The sequence below is a fragment of the Pseudoalteromonas sp. 20-92 genome (assembly GCF_030847595.1).
Lineage (GTDB): Bacteria > Pseudomonadota > Gammaproteobacteria > Enterobacterales > Alteromonadaceae > Pseudoalteromonas > Pseudoalteromonas fuliginea.
Genome location: NZ_JANJGQ010000005.1, coordinates 95,952 through 117,442 on the forward strand (window position 1 = coordinate 95,952; position 21,491 = coordinate 117,442).

17 protein-coding genes are annotated in these 21,491 nt (G+C 38.9%); 6 read left to right on the forward strand and 11 right to left on the reverse strand.

Annotated features, from left to right (window positions below; all coding sequences use genetic code 11):
* Positions 1-426: 426 nt before the first annotated feature.
* Together NRL14_RS07000 and NRL14_RS07005 are read left to right on the forward strand one after the other, a co-directional pair.
* Positions 427-3,114: a TonB-dependent receptor gene (locus NRL14_RS07000; RefSeq protein WP_007375297.1), complete on the forward strand. Its 2,688-nt coding sequence runs from the start codon at positions 427-429 to the stop codon at positions 3,112-3,114.
* A gap of 104 nt (positions 3,115-3,218) precedes the next feature.
* A complete protein-coding gene (locus NRL14_RS07005; protein WP_007375296.1) occupies positions 3,219-4,571 on the forward strand; it encodes a hypothetical protein in 1,353 nt (450 codons plus the stop codon).
* Between the two features lie 120 nt (positions 4,572-4,691).
* On the opposite strand, the gene NRL14_RS07010 is transcribed toward NRL14_RS07005, so the two are convergent.
* The 8 genes from NRL14_RS07010 to NRL14_RS07045 form a co-directional block, all read right to left on the reverse strand.
* Positions 4,692-4,943: a hypothetical protein gene (locus NRL14_RS07010; RefSeq protein WP_007375295.1), complete on the reverse strand. Its 252-nt coding sequence runs from the start codon at positions 4,941-4,943 to the stop codon at positions 4,692-4,694.
* 26 nt (positions 4,944-4,969) lie between these two features.
* On the reverse strand, positions 4,970-5,806 hold the full coding sequence (locus NRL14_RS07015) for a peptidoglycan binding protein CsiV (RefSeq protein ID WP_149606370.1): 837 nt from the start codon (positions 5,804-5,806) through the stop codon (positions 4,970-4,972).
* Positions 5,806-9,279, reverse strand: a complete 3,474-nt coding sequence (gene mfd / locus NRL14_RS07020; RefSeq protein ID WP_306724314.1) for a transcription-repair coupling factor — start codon at positions 9,277-9,279, stop codon at positions 5,806-5,808. Before mfd ends, NRL14_RS07015 begins: the two co-directional genes overlap by 1 nt.
* 59 nt (positions 9,280-9,338) lie before the next feature.
* Positions 9,339-10,232: a carbon-nitrogen hydrolase gene (locus NRL14_RS07025; RefSeq protein WP_306724315.1), complete on the reverse strand. Its 894-nt coding sequence runs from the start codon at positions 10,230-10,232 to the stop codon at positions 9,339-9,341.
* Entirely contained in the window at positions 10,229-11,284 is a 1,056-nt protein-coding gene (locus NRL14_RS07030) for an agmatine/peptidylarginine deiminase (protein ID WP_306724316.1), read from the reverse strand. Before NRL14_RS07030 ends, NRL14_RS07025 begins: the two co-directional genes overlap by 4 nt.
* 57 nt (positions 11,285-11,341) lie before the next feature.
* Entirely contained in the window at positions 11,342-11,950 is a 609-nt protein-coding gene (locus tag NRL14_RS07035) for a PilZ domain-containing protein (RefSeq protein ID WP_306724317.1), read from the reverse strand.
* 224 nt (positions 11,951-12,174) lie between these two features.
* The gene (locus tag NRL14_RS07040; protein ID WP_149606365.1) at positions 12,175-12,942 is read right to left on the reverse strand and encodes a haloacid dehalogenase type II; all 768 of its coding nucleotides are present in this window, start codon (positions 12,940-12,942) and stop codon (positions 12,175-12,177) included.
* The gene (locus tag NRL14_RS07045) at positions 12,942-13,592 is read right to left on the reverse strand and encodes a peroxiredoxin-like family protein (RefSeq protein WP_007375288.1); all 651 of its coding nucleotides are present in this window, start codon (positions 13,590-13,592) and stop codon (positions 12,942-12,944) included. Before NRL14_RS07045 ends, NRL14_RS07040 begins: the two co-directional genes overlap by 1 nt.
* A gap of 121 nt (positions 13,593-13,713) precedes the next feature.
* On the opposite strand from NRL14_RS07045, the gene NRL14_RS07050 reads away from it, so the two are divergent.
* Positions 13,714-14,601 (forward strand): LysR family transcriptional regulator, encoded by an 888-nt coding sequence (locus NRL14_RS07050; protein WP_033022922.1) that lies wholly within the window; start codon positions 13,714-13,716, stop codon positions 14,599-14,601.
* Here the strand turns inward: NRL14_RS07050 and NRL14_RS07055 are convergent.
* The gene (locus NRL14_RS07055; protein ID WP_007375286.1) at positions 14,581-15,096 is read right to left on the reverse strand and encodes a DUF2937 family protein; all 516 of its coding nucleotides are present in this window, start codon (positions 15,094-15,096) and stop codon (positions 14,581-14,583) included. The two genes, NRL14_RS07050 and NRL14_RS07055, sit on opposite strands and share 21 nt — an antisense overlap.
* A gap of 118 nt (positions 15,097-15,214) precedes the next feature.
* Between NRL14_RS07055 and NRL14_RS07060 the strand changes: the two genes are divergently transcribed.
* From NRL14_RS07060 to NRL14_RS07070, 3 genes are read left to right on the forward strand one after another with little or no spacing between them, the layout of a single operon-like run.
* Entirely contained in the window at positions 15,215-15,787 is a 573-nt protein-coding gene (locus NRL14_RS07060; RefSeq protein ID WP_007375285.1) for a sigma-70 family RNA polymerase sigma factor, read from the forward strand.
* Positions 15,784-16,860 carry a FecR family protein gene (locus NRL14_RS07065; protein WP_007375284.1) on the forward strand — a complete coding sequence of 359 codons (1,077 nt, stop codon included), beginning with the start codon at positions 15,784-15,786 and terminating at the stop codon, positions 16,858-16,860. The genes NRL14_RS07060 and NRL14_RS07065 overlap by 4 nt, the downstream gene beginning before the upstream one ends.
* Before the next feature lie 9 nt (positions 16,861-16,869).
* A complete protein-coding gene (locus NRL14_RS07070; protein ID WP_306724318.1) occupies positions 16,870-19,905 on the forward strand; it encodes a TonB-dependent siderophore receptor in 3,036 nt (1,011 codons plus the stop codon).
* Positions 19,906-20,306: 401 nt separating this feature from the next.
* Here NRL14_RS07070 and NRL14_RS07075 read toward each other — a convergent pair whose 3' ends face one another.
* Both NRL14_RS07075 and NRL14_RS07080 read right to left on the reverse strand, forming a co-directional pair.
* Positions 20,307-20,657: an ExbD/TolR family protein gene (locus tag NRL14_RS07075; protein ID WP_373462521.1), complete on the reverse strand. Its 351-nt coding sequence runs from the start codon at positions 20,655-20,657 to the stop codon at positions 20,307-20,309.
* Between the two features lie 267 nt (positions 20,658-20,924).
* Complete coding sequence (locus NRL14_RS07080; protein ID WP_149614569.1) at positions 20,925-21,368, reverse strand: PA2169 family four-helix-bundle protein; 444 nt, start codon at positions 21,366-21,368, stop codon at positions 20,925-20,927.
* Positions 21,369-21,491 lie beyond the last annotated feature (123 nt).

Below are 21,491 nucleotides of genomic sequence, written 5' to 3' on the forward strand. Positions count from 1 at the left end.
CGCCTCCTAAGCAGCTAAATAAGACTAATTAATCGCTCATTCTGCATAAATATGGTTAGTAATTAACATTTAGTTTTGCGGTTTTAATAATGCGCTGTGATTAACTTGTTAATTAATCAAATATCGGGATATTTTTCTACTAATTACATTTGATTACAAAGTGAATCACTTTGATTTCAGGTGTTTTTTGAATGTATCATGAATCATGTAAGTAACTGATTTTTATGTGTATTTATTAATTAACAATGAAACAATCTGTAACGTGTGTACCTTTACTGGTTATTCTATTTTTACGGAAATTAAAATCTGACCGCTCGTTAAGTTTTCGTTCAGTTAAAAGCGCCTAAGTTGCCGACCTGACTCACTATTCTTATAACAAGTGAGCATTACCAATCACGGTAAATTTCCAACAAGTAGGGTTCTTTAATGAAAAAATCAACTCTTGGTTTAGCTGTAATCGCAGCAATCCCGATGTTCTCAAGTGTGCAAGTTTTAGCGGCTGACGAAGCAGCAAAATCAATCGAAAAGATTCAAATTACGGGTTCTCGCATTAAGCGTTCTGACATGGAAACCGCTAGCCCAGTAACGCTAATTGGCGCAGATGAAATCAGAGCTTCTGGCGCAACATCTGTAGACAGTGTGCTTCAACAAATGACAGCCACTGGCGGTGCAATGACTAATCCTGGCGTGAACAATGGTTCAGGCGGTAATGCATCTATTGATCTTCGTGGCTTAGGTTCACAGCGTACTTTAGTGCTTGTAAATGGTCGTCGTATGATCAACTCAGGTACTGGCGCTTCATCAACTGTTGATTTGAACACTATTCCAGTATCAATGATCAAACAAATTGAAGTGCTTAAAGACGGTGCTTCAGCTGTATACGGCACAGATGCGGTTGCAGGTGTAGTAAATATCATTCTTAAAAATGATTTTGAAGGGTTAGATTTAAACGTTAATTCAGCAATGACATCTAAACATGATGCATCTGAAACGTCGATTGACTTTACTGTAGGTACTTCATTCGATAAAGGTAATATCGTTTTTGGTGCGCAGTACACTAATCGTGGAGAAGCAAGCCAAGCTGATCGTGGTTTTTCAAATTGCCCATTATTTGAAGGCGACAATGGTCTTTACTGTGGTGGTTCTTCGTTCAGCGAAGGCGGACACATTTACAACGTAAACACTGCTGGCATAGTAAACAGTGATGGCGAAATAGAACAACAAGGCGTTGCAAATGATAGCGGCTTAAGCGGACTTGGTGGTAGCTTACATCGCTTTACCGATGCAGCTGATGCATATAACTATGCAGCAAAGAGCTACTTATACACACCTATGGAACGTTTAAACATTACAGGTGTTGGTAAATATGAAATAAGTGATGATACTAGACTTTTCAGTGAATTTACTTATACCAAGCGTTGGTCTGAGCAACAATTAGCACCGCAACCTATTAATTTTGGTTTTACTTATGCTGATAGCATGGGTGATAGTTTATTAAGCCAAACTTATGATAAACGTCAAGTTGCTAATAATGCATTTGTAAAAGATGCAGATGATAATTACGTAACTACAGCAACTAACTACGCTTACAATGACAAGATTAGCTACCGTCGTCGTATGGCTGAAAGTGGTACGCGTGATTTATCTCAAACGGTTGATACCGTTCGTATCGTGCTAGGCGCTGAAGGTGAAATTAGCGATTACTCTTGGGATTTTTCTGCAAACTTTGGTCGTAACGACTCTGTAGATAAAATGAGTAACTTGCACAATGTTTCTGCAATTAATTCTGCAATTGAAGCCGGTACATTTAATCCGTTAGATGAAGCAGCTTGGGCTCAGTCAAATGTACAAGAGTATATTTACACAGAACAAAACTCAGGTGGCAGCCAGTTATTTATCCTAGCGGCATCACTTTCAGGTGAACTATTTGAAATGCCTGCTGGCTATGCAGCATTTGCAGCCGGTGTTGAACACCGTCAAGAAAAAGCTTGGTACACACCTGATTCAATTGCAGCACAAGGTTTAGGCAATGACCCTCGTGTAGATCCAACAAGCGGTGGCTTTGATGTAAATGAAGCGTTTGTTGAATTTGCAATTCCTTTATTAGCTGATGCATCTTTTGCTGATTCTATCGAACTAAGTGCAGCGATTCGTGCGTTTGATTACAGCACATTCGGTTCAGATGAAACTTGGAAACTAGGCTTAACTTGGCGTGTAAATGATGAACTAATGCTACGCGGTGTTCGTTCTACGGCATTCCGTGCACCAACTGTAGATGAGCTTTATTCAGGTAACGCGCCATCTTATGAACAAGTAAGCTACCCAGGTGCTGATAGCCAAGCAGAAGTAACTGTTGGTGGTAACCAAAACCTAACACCTGAAGAAGCTGATACGCTTACATTTGGTGTTGTATATGAGCCAGAATGGTTTGAAGGCTTTTCAATGACGTTAGATTACTACGACATTGAAATCGAAAATGCTATTTCTACTTACAACAACCAATTTGTAGTTGACCAATGTATTGGTAATGCAAATAGTAGCTCTAATGATGTATGTACTAGTACTTCAGCCGTATTCCAAGCTGATGGCCGTATTGTTTTCAATAACCAACTACGTAACATTGGTTCAGAGAAAACATCTGGTATCGATTTAAACCTTAACTACTCATTTGATGCGTTAGGTTTAGCGTGGAAAGCAGGCCTAGATACAACTTACTTAGATGAGTATGTTGTTGATACTGGTGCTATCGTAGATTATTCAGGATTAATTACCAGTGGTTCAGGTGGTTACGCAGACATTAAGTCAAACTTTAGCTTAAAAGTTAAAGGCGATAACTGGGATGCTACTTATGAAGCTCGTTACATAGCGGGTATGGATAGCTTTGCATGTGTTAGCGATGATAGCTGTTATGCACCAACTACACCATCAGTTGTATACCACGACATTAGCGCATCTTACATGATCAATGATGTATTGACCGTTTCTGCTGGTGTTAATAACATGTTTGACAAAGAGCCACCGTATTACTCAGGTAACAATGACTCAAACACTGACCCATTTACATATGATGTACTAGGTCGCCGTTTATTTGCTGGTGTTAATATTAAACTTTAATTAGCAATATAAATTCATTAAGGCTCAGTATTTACTGGGCCTTTTTTATTGAACAAAACGAAGGAGGCAAGTACACTTAAAGAGTAAATTAGAAGGAGAACTGATTGTTAAAACAAGACGAAAACTTATCTTTTGTCATTGAACCAGAACTGAACCCTCGTTCTGAGCAGCGTATTGATCTGTACTTTTCGATTCCGAACGAAATGGGGATTAATCCGCAAACCCTCACTGAAGAATCCTACTTTAATAACCATTTTAAATCGCACTTAGCGTATAACGCTAATAATATTCATTTGCCCTTGGTGCGAAGTCGTTTTGTTAGTAAAAACAAAGGCGAACAGCAAGATTATCGGCAAAATCTTAATTTATTCTGTTACCAAGTACGTTTAGCACTCGACGCCGATATAAAAGATGCGTTAAAAATTAGCGAGGCTGATGATTTTTATAAACGCGCCAATGAAGTGTACGAACAAAGTGAAGGACTTTTAAAAAAGCTGCGTCGATATACGCCTGATGATGAAAAGTTACTGCCATTTTTTACCAATGCCGATAATTACTTGAGTTGGCATGTTGAGCAATCTTTTTTAAAGCTTTTAGATGAAGGCCCACGTAGCAGCGATTATGCAAAAGAACGTAATGAGTTACTACAATTTTGTAAAAATGAAAATACGTACCGCGCTGATAAAAATTATAATTCTGAAACCACCATGCAAGATGCTAATCGAATAACGAATAAGATGCGCTTGCTACAACGCTTAATTGAGCATGGCGTTATATTACAGCGGCAAACGCGATTTTTGAATAGCTATCTAAAACGTTTGGTTAAAGGCACAGTGACGGCCGTTATAATGGCTTTTGTGATGGTGGTAATATTAAACGCGCGCTCAAGTTTTACAGAAGTAACTGCAACCCTTATTTTGATTTTAGGGCTGATCTATGGCTTACGAGAAATATTTAAAGAAGACATAACACGTGTAATCTGGCGGGCTATTGTGCAGGGTAGACCTAAATGGCGATTTAGTTTTAAAAATAGCATTACTAAAGATAAAATAGCGAGTCAGTTTATTTGGCTCGAATACACACGTTTTAAAAAAATCCCTAAAGAAGTTAAATCTATTTTTTCAAAACGTCGTCAGCAAAATAAACAAGCGGCTCAGTGGTTGCATTTTGCAAGTGAAACGCGTGTAAGCGCAAAAGAATTTTTACCAGGTTACGATACGCTACAGCAAACATTACATTTTAACCTTGCACCATTTGCACGTTACTTAAAGCGGGGAGAGGGCAAGTTATATCATTTAGACAGTAATAAAATTTCTAAGCAGGCAGTAGAAAGGCGCTATCAATTAAACATGGTGCTGGTGTTAACTGAAGAGGATAAAAAGCTTTACCAACGTTATAAAATTACCCTTAATCGCAGTAAAATAGTCAATATAGAACTTATTTATTCTACAAAATAATACACCTTTTATTAAAAACATGATCATTCTAGCGAATTAAATAACTCACTAATTTAATGCAATTAGTATAAAAAAGGAGGGCAGATTTAAATCTGCCCTCCTTTTTCTATAAGTATACGTCTATTTAGTTAAACCGTGCTTACTGTATAAAGTTACTTTATCTGATACTAATGTGATTTCTATATTTTTAGTCTCATCACCCCAAACGCAATTAGTATGAAGTGTTTTTTCTACACAGTTATCCGCACTACCTAATAGTGTTTCTACTTCAGTTTTATCCATTCCGATTTCTATTTTTTCGTAATTCTCTAAGCTTACTTTTGAACAAGCTGCAAGGCTAAGTGTAGCCACAATAATGAGGAGTTTTTTCATTGTTATTTCCTATTTGGTAAATACGATTAATGATTAAATTTTCTTATTTGTACAATCATTCCCATACGAGGATGATCAAAGTAATGAATCTCGCTGCTTATCACACGTCTAAACTGTGAAAAGCGGGCTGATTCTATGTCGCCATTTTCTAGCTTTTGACTGATATCAAAATCGGCTGTTATGTAGAGATAATGACGTAGATGGATTTTAAATAAGCCCTCTAATTCCCAATTAACGTTTAGTTTATCTGGATCGTTAAATAGCTTAGGTTGGGAGTTTAGTAAGCTGACAAAATCGGGGTTTGAGTAGCTAGGAATGGTGTTTATGTTATTTCTTATATGTTTACCTGCAATTAAGCGCACGCTTGGTGCACGGGACTTACTCGCTTCTTCAAAGCGCCAACCAGTATGCAGAATAGGTGTTAATCCTTTTCGTACAAGCTCTGTGTATTGAGTTTTAAACTGTAATTGTTCAGGTGATAAGAGATAGGTTTGTTCCATAGTTTCTTGCGTTTCAGCAATTGGCGTTACCGGGAGTTCATCGTAGCTTTGTATATAGTCAATACTATCGTCACACACATTCGACTGTGGATTTAGATTAACTAAAGAGTCGGTAAATGAGCGTTTTTGAAAACGCTCATCGCCATCTATGCAGGCCTGCATTGCTTGCTCTTTATAAAGAGGCGTTAGTAAGTCTAGGGTGTTCTTATCTTCAATAGCTTTGTGTTTAAGGCTAAAGTCTTCTTGTAAGTAAGGGGCAGGGAGTTGTTTAAAAACAAGAACCTCAACCTCAAACCAACGCTCTGCAAATGCAGTGCTGCTAAATAAGCAGCATAAAACAACAAGCGATTTTTTTAGCAACATTAATGGCTAACCTTTTTTTCGAAATCTGCAATCATTGCAGTGACCATTTTTAAGCGTTCGCGGGCATTTGCCTCACTAATTGCAAAGCGCAGTTTATTTGCGCCATCCATTTTGTAAACCTTAGGCGCACTTTGTATCAAGCCAATGATGAAGCTAGGGTTAACCTTGGTATCTTGGCTAAACTCAAAGTAACCGCCTTTAGGGTTCGCTTCAATTTTTGTAATGCCTAAATTACTGGCTTGCATTTTAAGTTGCTGCAGGCTAAATAAGTTTTTAGCAGCATCAGGCAGCAAACCAAAACGGTCTATCAACTCGACCTGTAGTTCATCCATATCATCAAGGTTAGCACAACTAGCAACGCGCTTGTACATACCTAAGCGTGCATTTACATCGTGTATGTAGTCATCAGGTAATAATGCAGCCAGTTTTAAATCTACTTCGGTTTGTTTTTGAAGTAGGTTTTCAAGCGTTGGCTCTTTACCTTCGCGTAGCGCATTTACTGCTTGTTCGAGCATTTCCATATACAAACTAAAGCCGATGGTTTGCATTTGACCTGATTGATCATCGCCAAGTAACTCACCCGCACCACGAATTTCTAAATCGTGTGTAGCGAGGGCAAAACCTGCACCTAAATCTTCTAACGATTCGATTGCTTGTAAGCGTTTGCTCGCATCTTTAGAAAGCGCTTTAGGGTCACCTGTTAGTAGGTAGGCATACGCTTGATGGTGGCTTCGACCCACTCGCCCACGTAATTGGTGTAATTGCGCAAGGCCGAGTTTATCTGCTCTATCCATAATAATGGTATTGGCCGTAGGTACATCGATACCGGTTTCGATAATTGTGGTACATACCAGCACGTTGTATTTTTGATGATAAAAGTCAGTCATTATTTGCTCAAGCTCTTGCTCGCGCATTTGGCCATGAGCTGTAGTCACACTCGCTTCCGGCACCCATTCACTAATTTCTTGTGCAACACGCTCAATAGTTTCTACATTGTTATGCAAAAAGTAAACTTGGCCACCGCGTTTAATTTCTCGCAGTACTGCTTCGCGTATTAGTTCTACATCGCGTTGACGCACAAAGGTTTTTACCGCTAAACGTTTAGCAGGCGGCGTTGCGATTATTGATAAATCGCGCATGCCGCTCATGGCCATGTTAAGTGTACGAGGTATTGGCGTTGCAGTCAGTGTGAGTATGTCTACGTCAGCGCGCAGTGCTTTAATTTTCTCTTTTTGGCGAACACCAAAGCGATGCTCTTCATCAACAATTAACAAGCCTAAATCGTTAAACTTAATGTCATGTTGAATAAGTTTATGCGTACCAATAACTATATCGAGCTTACCGTTGGCCATTTTCTCAAGCGTGTCTTTTTGCTCTTTAGTGGAGTTAAAGCGCGAAAGTACACCTACTTCAATAGGAAAATCAGCAAAGCGGTCTTTAAAGTTTTCATAGTGTTGTTGAGCCAGCAAGGTGGTGGGCACTAAAATAGCTACCTGCTTATCATCGTTAACTGCTACAAAAGCAGCGCGCATGGCCACTTCTGTTTTACCAAAGCCTACGTCACCACACACTAAGCGGTCCATGGCTTGTTTTGATTGCATATCGCCTAACACTGCTTCTATGGCGTTGCGCTGATCGTCTGTTTCTTCAAACGGGAAGCTATCGCTAAATTGGCGATATGCAGGGGCGTCTAGGGTAAATTTATTACCAGGTTTTGCTTGGCGCTGTGCATAAATGTCGAGTAATTCTGCTGCTACATCACGAACTTTTTCAGCCGCACGTTTTTTTGCTTTTTCCCATGCATCTGAACCAAGTTTATGCAGCGGGGCGCTAGCTTCTTCACCGCCAGAGTAACGACTCAGCATATGCAATGCAGATACTGGCACGTACAATTTAGCTTCACTTGCGTAAGTAATCGTAACAAACTCAGTAATTACACCTGCGGCATCAATTGTTTGCAAACCTTGGTAACGCCCAACACCATGATCGAGATGCACAACAGGTTGGCCTTCCTTAAGCTCAGCTAAATTACGGATTAGCGCATCTTGGCTGGCTTCGTACTTGTGCTTGCGGCGTCTGCGCTGAGATACTTTTATACCAAGCAGTTCTTGCTCGGTAATAATAGAAAGGCTTGGTTTAGTACCAAGTACGACACTTTGCTCAAGCGGACTTACTATTAAGCCTACGTCACTCGCGCTTTTTGTAAATTGTTCGAGTGTTTCAAATGCTTTAAATTTTAAACCGCTTGGTTTTAAAATGCTCAGCAATGATTCGCGACGACCGTCCGATTCAACACTGAGTAATATGCGGCCTTTTTTCTTTTTTTGCTCTGCTACATAATTTATAAACGCGCCATAAGGTTCATGCTGTTTATGGTCGATTCGAATAGTAGGCAGCTCGCTAACGCTTAAGTTTTTATTGCCTGCTTTAGTACCAAGCTTTGCAAGGGATAATCTAATACGTGCAAAATTGCCTAAATTAGAAAACAGCTCTTCAATAGGCTGATAAAGTGCATTGGGTTCAAGTAATGGACGAAGTGGGTCAACTCTGCGGTTTTCATAGCGTACATTTACATCGTGCCAAAAGTTATCTGCCGCATGCTCTAAATCACCCAGCTGCATAACGGTTGTTGTATCTGGCAGGTAGTCAAAAATAGTCGCTAGCTTTTCGAAAAACAACGGCATGTAGTATTCAATACCTGCAGGCCAGTTACCTTTGCTTACTTGCATGTATACTGAGTCTTGCTGCGAGCTTGCGCCAAATTTTTCACGGTAGCTTATTCTAAAACGTTCAATATCAGCGTCGTTAGTAGGAAATTCATGCGCTGGAAGTAGCTCAATTTTATCTACTTTTTCATCAGAACGCTGCGTTTCTACATCAAATAAGCGAATGGTATCGAGTTCGTCATCAAAAAAGTCGAGTCTAAATGGGTGCGGGCTACCCATTGGGTATAAGTCAACGATAGAGCCGCGTATAGCGTATTCGCCGTGCTCCATTACTTGTTGAACATTTAAATAACCAGCTTGCTCTAAGTTGTCACGAAAGTTATGTGTGTCTAGCTTGTCGCCCACTTTAAAGTTTATTGTTGAACCGTAAATAAACGAGGCTGGGGCTGTGCGCAACATTAAGGTAGATACAGGCACAATTAACACACTTTGTTGTTCTTTTTTTAAGGTATTTAAAGTGGCTAAACGGGCTGAAATAATATCTTGATGGGGAGAAAAGTGATCGTATGGCAGAGTTTCCCAATCAGGAAATACCATGACTGGGTTATCGGGTAATAAATATTCTAATTCTGTTTCAAGGCGCAGTGCGCTTGGTGTATCAGGCGTAACAATCAAGACTAAGTTGTCTTGTTGTTTAACGCCTTCAGCAATGGCAATACTTAAACCACTTCCGCTTAGCTGGCCCCATTGAATTTTATCTTTTTGAGATTTTACCCAAGGCAAGGCTGCCCATTGCTCAAACGCCATTTATTACTCCATTTATAGTTGGCTCTTAGCAAGTAAGAGTCATCTTGAGTTAAGTTTACTTAGTCTCGGTATATTTTTGTTAGGTCTTTATAGTGATCAATTCGTCTATCACGTAAGAAAGGCCAGATACGTCTTACGTTTTCTGAGCGTTTTTGATCAATTTCAACCACTAAAATTTGCTCATCAGTATTATTAGCCTCTGCTAATAATTCACCTTGTGGGCCTGCAATGAACGAATTCCCCCAAAATGAAATACCATCGCTTTGCCCGCTTGGGTCACTTTCATGACCTACGCGATTACAACTAATTACTGGCACACCATTGGCAACAGCATGGGCACGCTGGGAAATAACCCACGCATCTTTTTGACGAGTTTGCTCAGCAACGTCGTCGTTTGTATCCCAACCAATAGCGGTTGGGTAAATTAATACCTCAGCGCCTGCCATTGCCATTAAACGCGCCGCTTCAGGAAACCATTGATCCCAACATACTAGCACGCCTAATTTACCCACCGAGGTTTGAATAGGCTCAAAACCGATATCACCCGGGGTAAAGTAAAATTTTTCGTAAAAACCTGGGTCATCAGGAATATGCATTTTGCGGTATTTACCTGCAATACTGCCATCTTGCTCTAATACAACCGCAGTATTGTGATAAAGGCCCGTGGCGCGTTTTTCAAATAAAGAGGCTACAATAACAATGCCTAGCTCTTTAGCAAGCTCACCTAAGGCATTACTGCTAGGGCCTGGAATGGTTTCGGCTAAATCAAATACGTCAACATTTTCGGTTTGGCAAAAATAGAGGCTTCGGTGTAGCTCTTGAAGTACAACCAGTTTTGCACCTTTTTGAGCGGCTTCACGAATGGCACTCATTGATTTTGCCATATTGTCCTGAGCGTTATCGGTATTGCTTTGTTGCACTAACGCAACGGTTAATTTTGCAGGGCTTGTCATTGTGCTGCTCCAGCTAAAAATCCACGAGGTAATTGCATTGTAATACAGTGCAGGCTGCCAAATTGTTCAATTATTGGTTGGCAATTAACGCCAATAATAGTGTGTTGTGGGTATGCTTTTTGAACTTGCGCAAGAGCACGCTCATCATTGGCATCATTATACGTTGGCACAAGCACAGCATTATTAATAATTAAGTAGTTAGCGTAGGTAGCCGGTAAGCGTGTTTGCTCATCGTCATAAGCGGCTTTTGGCCACGGTAACTCAATTAAGTTATATGGGGTGTTATCGGCCGTTTTAAAGGTTTGCAGTTGTTTTTCCATTGCATCAAGTGCGCTGAAGTGTTCATCAGTTTTATCATCGCACTGCACATAGACAAGGGTGTTATTTGGTGCAAAACGCACGAGCGTATCAATGTGGCTGTCGGTGTCATCGCCCGCTAAATAGCCATGATCAACCCATAAAAAACGTGTCGCGCCCAAGTGCTCTTTTAAAAGTGCTTCAATATCACTTGGGTCTAAATCTGGGTTACGGTTTTTATTGAGTAAACACTCACTGGTTGTTAGTAATACACCGTGTTCGTTGATCTCAATACCACCGCCTTCAAGTACCATATCGAGTGCTTGATATTGGTTTTTTGAACTACTTAATTCTTTTACCAATGTACGGTTTATTTGATTGTCTAATGTGCTTTCAAACTTATTGCCCCAACCATTAAAAGTAAAATCATATACTTTTAGTTGCCCTGGCGTATCAATAGCGCCACAAGTGAGCGGACCATGATCGCGTGCCCACGTATCATTGGTAGGCGTTACTACAAAATGAACACGATTTAGAGCGATATTAGCGCTATTTAGCAGTGCTGTAATATGCATTTTTAAGGCGCTGTCATGCGCCACAATAACAAGCTGTTGCTGCGTTGTTATGTGCTTAGCAAGTTCAGTATAAACAGGTTCTACACGTGCTAAGTTGTCGGCCCAATCGGTGTTTTTGTGAGGCCACGTGAGCATAACGGCGTCTTGCTCGGCCCATTCTGGTAAAAGTCTAAAGTTCATGAATTTTATATACTAATTAAGATGACGCTAGTTTAGCATTTTACATAAAGATGTCAGCTAATTATCACTGTTTAGGTCGGCTTGGTTTGGTTCCGGTTCTTGGCGTTTTTTAAGCTGACGAGTCTGCGCATGCAAACTCGCTCTAACAATAAGTTCTTGGTCGGTGGTTCTAATTGCGGTAAAAAGCAGGGTGTATTGGTAATGTTCACTATCTTGTTTCTCTACTGCCACAACTTCAGTATAACAGTACACAGCAGATGCTTCGTGATGTAAAAACAGTTTGGTTCTAAAGGCTTGGCCAATTGAGTGTACTTCTGGTGATGTAAAGCGAATACCGCCACCGCCATAGCTGTCACATTGGATTGCGTTATCTTGGGCTTGTTCTGAGGCCAAAATATGGCTCATTATTAAATCTATTTTACGCGACTGTGCTTGTAAAAAAGCGGCTAACTCTTGCGCTATATCGCCTAAGTTACGCAGAGGACGCAAAGAACTTTGTTCGAGTTCACTGACTTCGTTGGCTAATTTAAATAATGGAGGAATATCGTCTTCAAGCTCAAGTTGTGACTTAGGGACTTGCTTATTTGTCACAGCTAATAGATTCACTCTAATACTTTCATCAATTTGAAAGTATTGCTCAAACTCACCTAATCTTTGACTTTTCATTACACTCTCCACCACGTATTTAGTTAATAGTAGCGTTGTGAGTACTAAATTGCTAGCAGATAAAATAACGCATAGCGGGCTAAATACTTTGTTTACATTCAATTTTTTAACATGCTGATTATGAGAATAAATACCGTAAAGTTCAACACGCTCTAGGAGTTATAAAAAAGCGGCCAATGTCATCCTAACATTGGCCGCTTGGGTATTGATTCATCAGCGCATACTTATTTAAGTAGAGCGGCTAATTCATGTAAATCTTTCACAACGTGATCTGGTTTTTTAGCTAATGGATAAAGTGCTTTACCCGGGCGTGCTATAAAAGTGGTTTGTAAGCCAGCTTCTTTAGCACCAGCAACATCCCAGCCATGGGCTGCTACCATCATTGCTTCATTTGGAGCTACATTTAACTTTTTAAGTACCCACTCATAAGCACGTAAGTCTGGTTTGTAAATTTTAATATCTTCAATGCTGTAACGTGCATCAAAGTAAGATATTAAACCAGCGCTTTCAAACTGTGCCTTTACACCTTTGTTTGAAGAATTTGTAAGGCTCACTAATTTATAGCCCTGTGCTTTGAGTTTCGCCAGTCCTTCTTTAACATCGCTGTGTGGAGGAAGCGTTAAAAGAGGTGTAACAATAGCTGTTTTAGCTTGTTCACTAGTAATATCAATATTGTTGTTTTGAGCGACCATGAGGAGTGACGCCACCCCAATTTGCCCAAAGTCATGATAACTACCACTTACAGTATCTACTAATGAATGGTGCAGCATAGTTGAAAACCACAGTGGTAATAAATCTTCACGTCCGCCTAATGCTTTACCAATAGAGGTGCGCATTGACGTTAAATCAAGTAGGGTTTCGTTTACATCAAAAATAAGCACTTTAGGTTTTGCTTGTTCTTTTGGTTCATCAGCTTCGGCGTAACCAGATACAAGGCTTGTGCCCACAAGTAGTGAAAGAGTGAGTGTTTTTAACGATTTTAAAATAGACATTAATTATTCTCCGATTCAAGTGCTGCCATAACATCAATAGGTTCTGCGCGTAGGGTGTAATCTTCGCTTAAAAATGCGTATGTAATAACACCTTCTTGGTTTATTACATAGGTAGCCGGTAGCGGCAATTTAAAGCTTTTATCGCCGTAGTAGTGTTCAAAATCAATACCAAATTGTGTATATAACGCTTGGATACGCTCATCAAGTGTAAATAATAAACCAAATTGCTCAGCTACTTTATTGCTCACATCGCAAAGCACGTCAAATTCAAGGTTGTTTTTTTGTGCAGTTGAGAGAGTCTCATCAGGTAGTTGTGGTGATATTGCGACTAACTGAGCACTTTGAGTTTTAAATTGTGGTAAGTAGTCGTTAAGTGCTTTTAGCTCTAAATTACAATATGGGCACCAGCCACCACGATAAAAGCTAATAATTACTGGGCCTTTTTTTAATAAATCCGCAAGCTCAACGTTTTCGCCTTTATGATTGGCTAGGCTAAAATTTTCTACTTTTTGACCAATTTGCAACGCATTGTCTTTAATATGCTGTGCAATAAGCTCTTCGTTTGTAGTGTTCATTAATGCTAAAACGTCAGCTGGTAACTTGGCCTCTTTTTGTACGTTATAGGCATCTATTTGCGCTTTTAAACTCATGATTGAACCTCAATAATTAAACTATCTACAATTATAGTGTTCCAGTTATTTAAATAAACATTGCAAAACTGAAAGCTTCATTCGAAAATATTAAACATTGAAAATAGAGATTGGCAAGTTTGTGTATAATTTGAGCGACCTAGAAACATTTATAGCTGTAGTTGAAAATAAGGGAGTACTTGCTGCTGCCCGCGAGCAGCGTTTATCGCCTGCAACAGTGAGCCATCGCTTAAGTAAACTAGAACGAGAGCTTGCTACAGTGCTTGTTTTTAGAGATAGCAGACGAGTACGGTTATCTCCCGCTGGAGAAATATTTTACACCCGAGTTGGCGCCATAATAGAAGCTTTACGCGATGCTGAGCACAGTATTGGTGCGCGTAGCTCATCGGTAAGTGGCTTACTAAGAGTGACAATGCCCCCATGGGTTTTTTCAAAATACGTAATGCCTAAACTCAATGAGTTTGAGCAAGCTTACCCTGAACTAAAGCTTGATTTTTTAATAACGGATCATTTTGTAAATGTGGTTGATGACGCTCAAGATGTTGCAATTAGGGTGGGAAAATTAAATGACTCAGGATTACTTTCTCGTAAAATCGTAAACAATAGTCGCATACTGTGTGCAGCCCCTAGCTATATAGAAAAGTACGGCATGCCTAAAAATTTAACGCAATTGAGTGAACATTATTGGGTTTGCCTGCCGTGGCAACGCCAGTTAAAGCTTTTTGACGAACACAAAAAAATCCATACCTTTAATGCTAAAACACGTTTTACTATTTCAAACTCCGATAATATGACACAAGCTGCTATTGCAGGTCATGGTATTGCTATTAAGTCAAAAATAGCGATTAATGAAGATCTTAAAAATGGTATTTTAGTAGAAGTAATGCCAGGCGTAATGGCACAAGATGATGCACCGGTTTGGTTTTTACGTCCGCAAAATAGTTTAACAACCCGTAAAACCGATGTATTTTATGATTTTATGAAATCACTATTTTTGAGCTGCGAATAAGCGTTTAAATGAGCGTTTTACTCCAGTTAAAAACAAATAACCAGTAAGCTCTGCAAGCAAGGCTACTATTATGGCTGCAACAATGGCGGCTATAATAGAGTCTTTTTTTAAAATGATTTGACCTTCAAAGCGTTGCCATACTTGTTGCTTTATATCGCTCATGCCACTGATCATAGTAAATATATACGGAGATTTCTCAAACCTATTTACGGCTATCTGTAAGTCTTGCTGTCGTTCGTAAAGAGTACTGATATTACTTGCCCCTTTGTTCACAATTTCATCATCAATATTTTGATAGTGTTTTATTAGCTTATTTAAATCATTATTGAAATACTTAGTTGCGTCGCTTTTAAAAGGCGCAACGGCATTATTAGCTTCAATTAATTGGGCTGATAGTGCTTGCCCAAAATCACTCACAAATGCAGGAATTTGCACACCTAAAAGTAAACCACACGCAAAAAAACTTAATCGTATATAGTCTAAAAGTTTACTCATAAACTTTCCTTTTTAAAAACAATACATATAAATAACCCAAAGTTAACATTTTGCTTGTTTTTATGCTCAAAACTCGTAATCTAAAGGTAATAAAAATAACAACAGGTGCTAGTTAAGGATGACGAAAAAAATAACGTTTACGTCAACATTTGTTGATATTTCAAGTCAACTTAAGCGCTTTGTCTCTCGAATAGTTCAGCCCGATGACGTAGAAGACATTGTGCAAGAAACATTTATAAAAAGCTATGAAGCTGACTTAAAGCAAGATATTCAATTTACTCGCAGTTATATGCTTAAAACAGCAAAGCATTTAGCACTTAATCATATTGCTAAATGGGATAATAAATTTAACGAATCCCTTGAGCAAGACAGTGAGTTGCCTGTATTACTTAAATCAATGCAGTTAGAAGATGAATACACATCTAAAGAGCGCTTTTTACTTTTTTGTAAAGCCACAGAGCAATTAAGTGTATCAATTCGTAAATGTTTTATATTAAAAAAAGTATACGGCATGAGCCAAAAAGAGATAGCGAGCGAGATGCAATTAAGTCAAAGTACGGTTGAAAAGCACATTGCCAAAGGATTACTACAGACTATGTTGTATATGCGAGAGCATGACAAAACCCACGAACTTCCTGATGCAAGTATTATGTCAGTGCAATCGTTACCCCTAGAGAGGGTTTCAAAATGAGCAACGTACATCAATTTACCTCAAAAGATTTAATTCTCGAAAAAGCCTGTAATTGGATAAGTGCAATAGATCGCGGCTTAAGTGCTGACGAAAAAGAGCAATTTAAATTGTGGATGATGCAAAGCACTGCTCATCAAGATGCTGTATATGAACTTGCTCAGCTTTGGGATGAAATATCTGTTTTAAACGAATTAAGTCATTTATTCCCGCACCGTAGTAGCAAACAGTCTAAAAATAGATGGATGTTTTCTTACTCGATTGCAGCCAGTTTATTTGCAGCATTAATGGTGTGTAGCTATTTACTGATCAATTTAGAAAATGGTTATAACCAAGAACTTGCTAAAGTTAATTATACTAAAATTTATAAAACGAAAGTAGGTGAGCAAGCTACTTATGTTTTACCCGATGGAACGATTGTTCAGTTAAATACCAATAGTTTACTTGAAGTTGCTTACAGCAAAGGGCGCAGGCAGCTATTACTCAGTCGTGGAGAAGGGCGATTTAATGTGGCTAAAGATACGACGCGTCCGTTCAGTGTTATGGCTGGTGATAAAAGCTTTACCGCGTTAGGCACGGTATTTAATGTGCAACGCAATACTTCATCAGATTTAGAACTTGTGGTTACCGAAGGTAAAGTGATGATTACCGACCCAAGTGTTGCTGTAGATGCTAATGATTTTAAAGCATATCAACTTGCTGATAATAGTACGCAAAAAATTCGCAAAATTAATGCAAATATTGTTACTTCGGGCGAGAAAGCGATTATTGAGCAAAGTATAACAAAGCCGATAACGCAACTTTCTGCGGGCGATGTTCAGCGCGATTTAGCATGGCAAAATGGTATGTTAATTTTCAATGGTGAACAATTAAGCGATGCTTTAAATGAAGTAAGCCGTTATACCGCAACGCGTTTTGAATTGTCGTCAGCTGAACTTGCTAGTATTAAAGTGGCTGGTGTATTTAAAGCCGGCGATGTAGCTGGCTTACTTGAGAGCTTACAAACTAATTTTTCGATTGATCATGAACGCTTAGGCGAGCATGTAGTTAGTCTTAAACGCCATACAGAATCATAAGTAGCAGCTATGAAAATCAAGCTAATGTTAGATAAAGTTGCACCTATAAAGATATCACGTAAAAAAAAGATTAAAAAAAAGAAACAAAACCATAGAGGATTTTTGTTTGTCAGCTGTTTATATAAGTTGCGCAGTAACCATACGTATTTATTGGGTGGTTTAAGTGTGCTTGTCCCCGCTATTTTTAGCATCAGTGTACAAGCCGCGACGCAAACCACTGGGCAAATGGTGCAATTTGATATAAAAGCGCAGCGAGCAGACAAAGCCTTAATTGAATTTGCTAAGCAAACAGAGCAAACCGTGGTGTTTTCTTATGAGTTAGCTAAGCAGTATGATGCAAATTCGGTATATGGATTTTATACCCAACTTGATGCTTTACAGGCATTACTAGGTGGAACTGAGCTCGATGCGGTTGTTGATCAAAATGGATTACTGAGTATAAAACTCAAACAAATCAACAGGAATGATAACAACATGATGAAGCTTTCAGCGGTCAGTGCAGCTATATTACCAGCGTTACTTGCGGCAAATTCGCAAGGTGTGAATGCAGCAGAAGAAGTTGCTCAAGAAAAAATTGAAAAAATTGCTATTGTCGGTAGCCGTGTAGCGGGACGTTCAGTTGAAGATTTACCCGTTCCAGTAGATATTCTAAGTGCAGAAGCGCTTGAAAATACGGGCCAAACAGAAGTTGGCCGTATGTTACAGTCTATTGCCCCTTCATTTAACTTTTCAAGCTCGTCGATTAGTGATGGTACCGATGCATTAAGACCTGCCACACTGCGTGGTTTAGGTCCAGATCAAACGTTAGTGTTGATCAATGGTAAACGTCGCCACCAAGCAAGTATTATTCATATTAATACATCAGTAGGACGTGGTACTGCGGGTACTGACATGAATGCAATACCTGCGTCAGCTATTAAACGTATTGAAGTTCTGCGTGATGGCGCTGCGGCTCAGTATGGTTCTGATGCAATTGCCGGTGTAATTAATATTGTACTTAAAGATGGTAGTGAAGGCGGTAAAGCGGCTATCAATTATGGTCAATATTCAGAAGGTGATGGCGAAACAGTTAACGTCGATTTTAACAAAGGTTTTGCACTAGGCGATGACGGTTATTTAAATGCAACAATTAACTATCGCGACCGTTCACCTACTAACCGTGCTGGTTTACATGGTTCATGCCAATTTTACGGTTGTACAGAATTAAGTGACGGTACTTTATTGGCTGGCGATCCACGAGAAGTGACCGCAGACAGAGATACATTTAGAATTGGTGATGCCGACTCTCAACAGTTTGGTTTAACAATTAACACAGGTTATGAGTTAGGCGATGGCGAGCTTTATGGCTTTATTACTTATTCAACGCGTGATAACGAATCAGCTGCATTTTTCCGTCACAATGCAAATGCGGGTGGCAACCCAGTACTACAAGATAATGATGCGACGATTCCGCTAGGTTTTTTACCAAAAATCAACACAACGATCGATGATATTTCATATAACTTTGGTTATAAGACACAATTTGATAACGATGCTAGCTTAGACTTATCCTACACTTACGGTGAAAACAGCATTGATTACACGACAAGTGACACAATTAATGCTTCATACGCTAATTTTTTACGTTACGACCAAGGCTTAAGTGCAGCTGATATCCGTACAACTATTCCACGTGAAGCATACGCTTATGGCATGGAGCTCTCACTACAAACAATCAATCTTGATTTCACACAAAACTTTGATGATTATTCTTTAGCAATGGGTGCTGAGATTCGTACTGACGAATACCGTATCCTAGAAGGTAATGAATATGCATACCGAGATTATGATACAAACAATGGCGTAAGTATTTACGATGGGTTAAGTGGTGGTGTAGGCAGTGAAGATGCATCTGGTGGCACACAAGGTTTTGGTGGTTCATCTCCAGCATCGTCGGTTGACGAGTCACGCGATGTTATTTCATTTTATATGGATGCAGAAGCCTACTTTATTGAAGATGTTATTATATCTGGCGCACTTCGCTACGATAACTACAAAGGTTTTGGTGATACTGTTAACTTTAAACTAGCGGGTAACTGGTCGGTTACAGATGATATTTCATTACGTGGTGCATTAAGTTCAGGCTTTAGAGCGCCATCTATGCAACAACTATACTTTAACAATATTAGTACGCAGTTCGTGACAGGCCCTAATGGTACATTAGTTGCTGAGGAAGTAGGGACATTTAGAAATGACTCAACACTTGCACAAAGTTTAGGTATTCCAAAACTCAAAGAAGAGAAATCTCAAAACCGTAGTTTGGGTATCGTTTACAACGTGACAGATAACATCAACTTAACAGTTGATTACTACTCAATTGATATTGACGACCGTATTGTTATTAGTAACCGTTTGGGTAAAGGGCTTTCTTCAAGCTTAGATGCGGCCTTAGTTAGCTCAGGTGCAGGCGCTGGTCAGTTTTTCTTAAATGGTGCAGATACAGAAACTCGTGGTATCGATTTTGTTGCAACATGGAATACAGAAGGCTTAGGCGGTACGCTTGATTTTACACTTGCGGCTAACTTTACTGAAACTGATGTTGTATCGTTATTTACGCCATCAGGTTCTGGTTTAGAAACTGTGCCGGTTGAAGATGTATTCTCGGAACAAGAGATTTCAATCATCGAAGAGTGGCAACCAGAGGATCGCATTAATTTAAGCGCGCTTTATCAACGTGATGACTGGACGGTTAATTTATCACTGAATCGTTTTGGTGAATACACCGTAGAGGATGGTGATAGCCAAACTTATTCGGCAGAAATCTTAACGGATGTTAAAGTTAATTACTTCGTAACAGAAGATTTATCTGTGAATATTGGTGCTAATAACCTGTTTGACGTTTACCCAGACAAAAACAAAATTGGTAACTCACGTTCAGGCACAATCGTTGATGCTAACGGTAACACTGTAGTAAGCAGCTCCGGTGTATTTGAATACTCTCGCCGTTCAGCTCCATTTGGTTTTAATGGTGCTTATTACTACATAGGCGCAGAATATCGTTTTTAATAAATAACTCTCCTATTGTTATTTAAAGTTGAAGGGCCGCAAGGCCCTTTTTTGTTACTTTAAAGAGTTATCCTATATCTAATACCAACCTGCATAAATCTTTGATCAATTTAACGAATTAAATTGCACTATAACGTCGTTAAAAATTTTTTATTTAGAACAACTAAATACAAAAATTTTTGCCTAGTTCTAGCGTAATTTTCTTAACGTTAAATAGACCCATATATAAGCAGATTGGTATAATACCCATCCGCAATAATACTTGATCAATTTGAGGGCTTAAACCTGTCGCTAACTGTGTTAAAAATTTCTGATATGGAACAACTAAACAACGAAATTTTTACCTGGTTATCGACACGATTTTCTTATCGTTAAATAGACCACATTTAAGCCGCTTAGTATTATTTCGAGATTAAAGAAATGGAGTAGTTTTCATACTCTTTAATATTATTCATCACGTTCATTAGGGTGTTGTGATTACTGTTTTCGTCAGCTTTTATCAATACTGAACTTATTTCATATTTTGCAGCAAACATTGCTAGGTTAGTCGACACTTGCTCTAAGTCAATCAATCTACCTGAGAAGTAAACCCCATTACTTTCATCTATACTAAATAAAGCATTTTTAACCGGTTTATCTATTTGAGGGCTATCGAGCGGACGATTTAACTCAATGGCCACAGGTTTAACAAATGAAGTAGTAACAATAAAGAAAATGAGTAGTATAAATACAATATCTAACATCGCAGTCATATCTACATCAGCATTATTTTGCAGTTGAGCTAGTTTTTTTTCATATTGGGACCTTATTTATAATTTAAAGCTGCGGCGCCACAGCAAGATTTCAGGATCCTATTAATAAAACTAGCACAGCTAAAATAAAATGTAGTTAATTAAATATTCTAATAATATTAAATATTTGTATAAATTATGTCGTTATATGTAAAATAAAATAAATGAATACTTTAAGACAATAAAAAACCCAGCGCTATGGCTGGGTGCTTGGCGTCAAAATCAAGTTTAATGGTTTTTCATGCGACTCATTTCTGCATGGCAACTCTGCATTGTTAGTAGTGTTTTAGCCAAAGCAGCTTCACAGTCAGCAGGTTGTGGTTTATCCATCGCGGCTTTAATTTCTTCAAGGGTTTTATCCTCAACTTCCTCTAGCTCCTTCACGTAGGTGCTATCGTTGTGTGAGCTAAATGTTGTAAGCAGTCCAGTGTATGCACGGCGTGCTTCAATAGCGAACGAAGAGCCATCTTCGCGTTCACCTTTTTCATTAATAGCATAGGGCTGCAAGCGCTCAACACTCACTCTACGTGCATCGATCATGCGCTGAAAAAGAGCGCCAATTGCAGGGTCTTCAATTTTTTCTAGGGCTTTTTCATAAAAGTCGATGCCACTGTTCATTACTTGAATGATGTCTGTAATATGATTTACTTCTGATCCTTGATGGGTGTTCATAATGACCTCTTTTATTAAATGAATATAAACTTCAATTTAATAAAAGCAAAGGTCATTCCACAATGCTTTTTATTCCTAAGTCTTTGATATTAATTGTTTTGTTGTTTGTTTGTAAATTGTTAG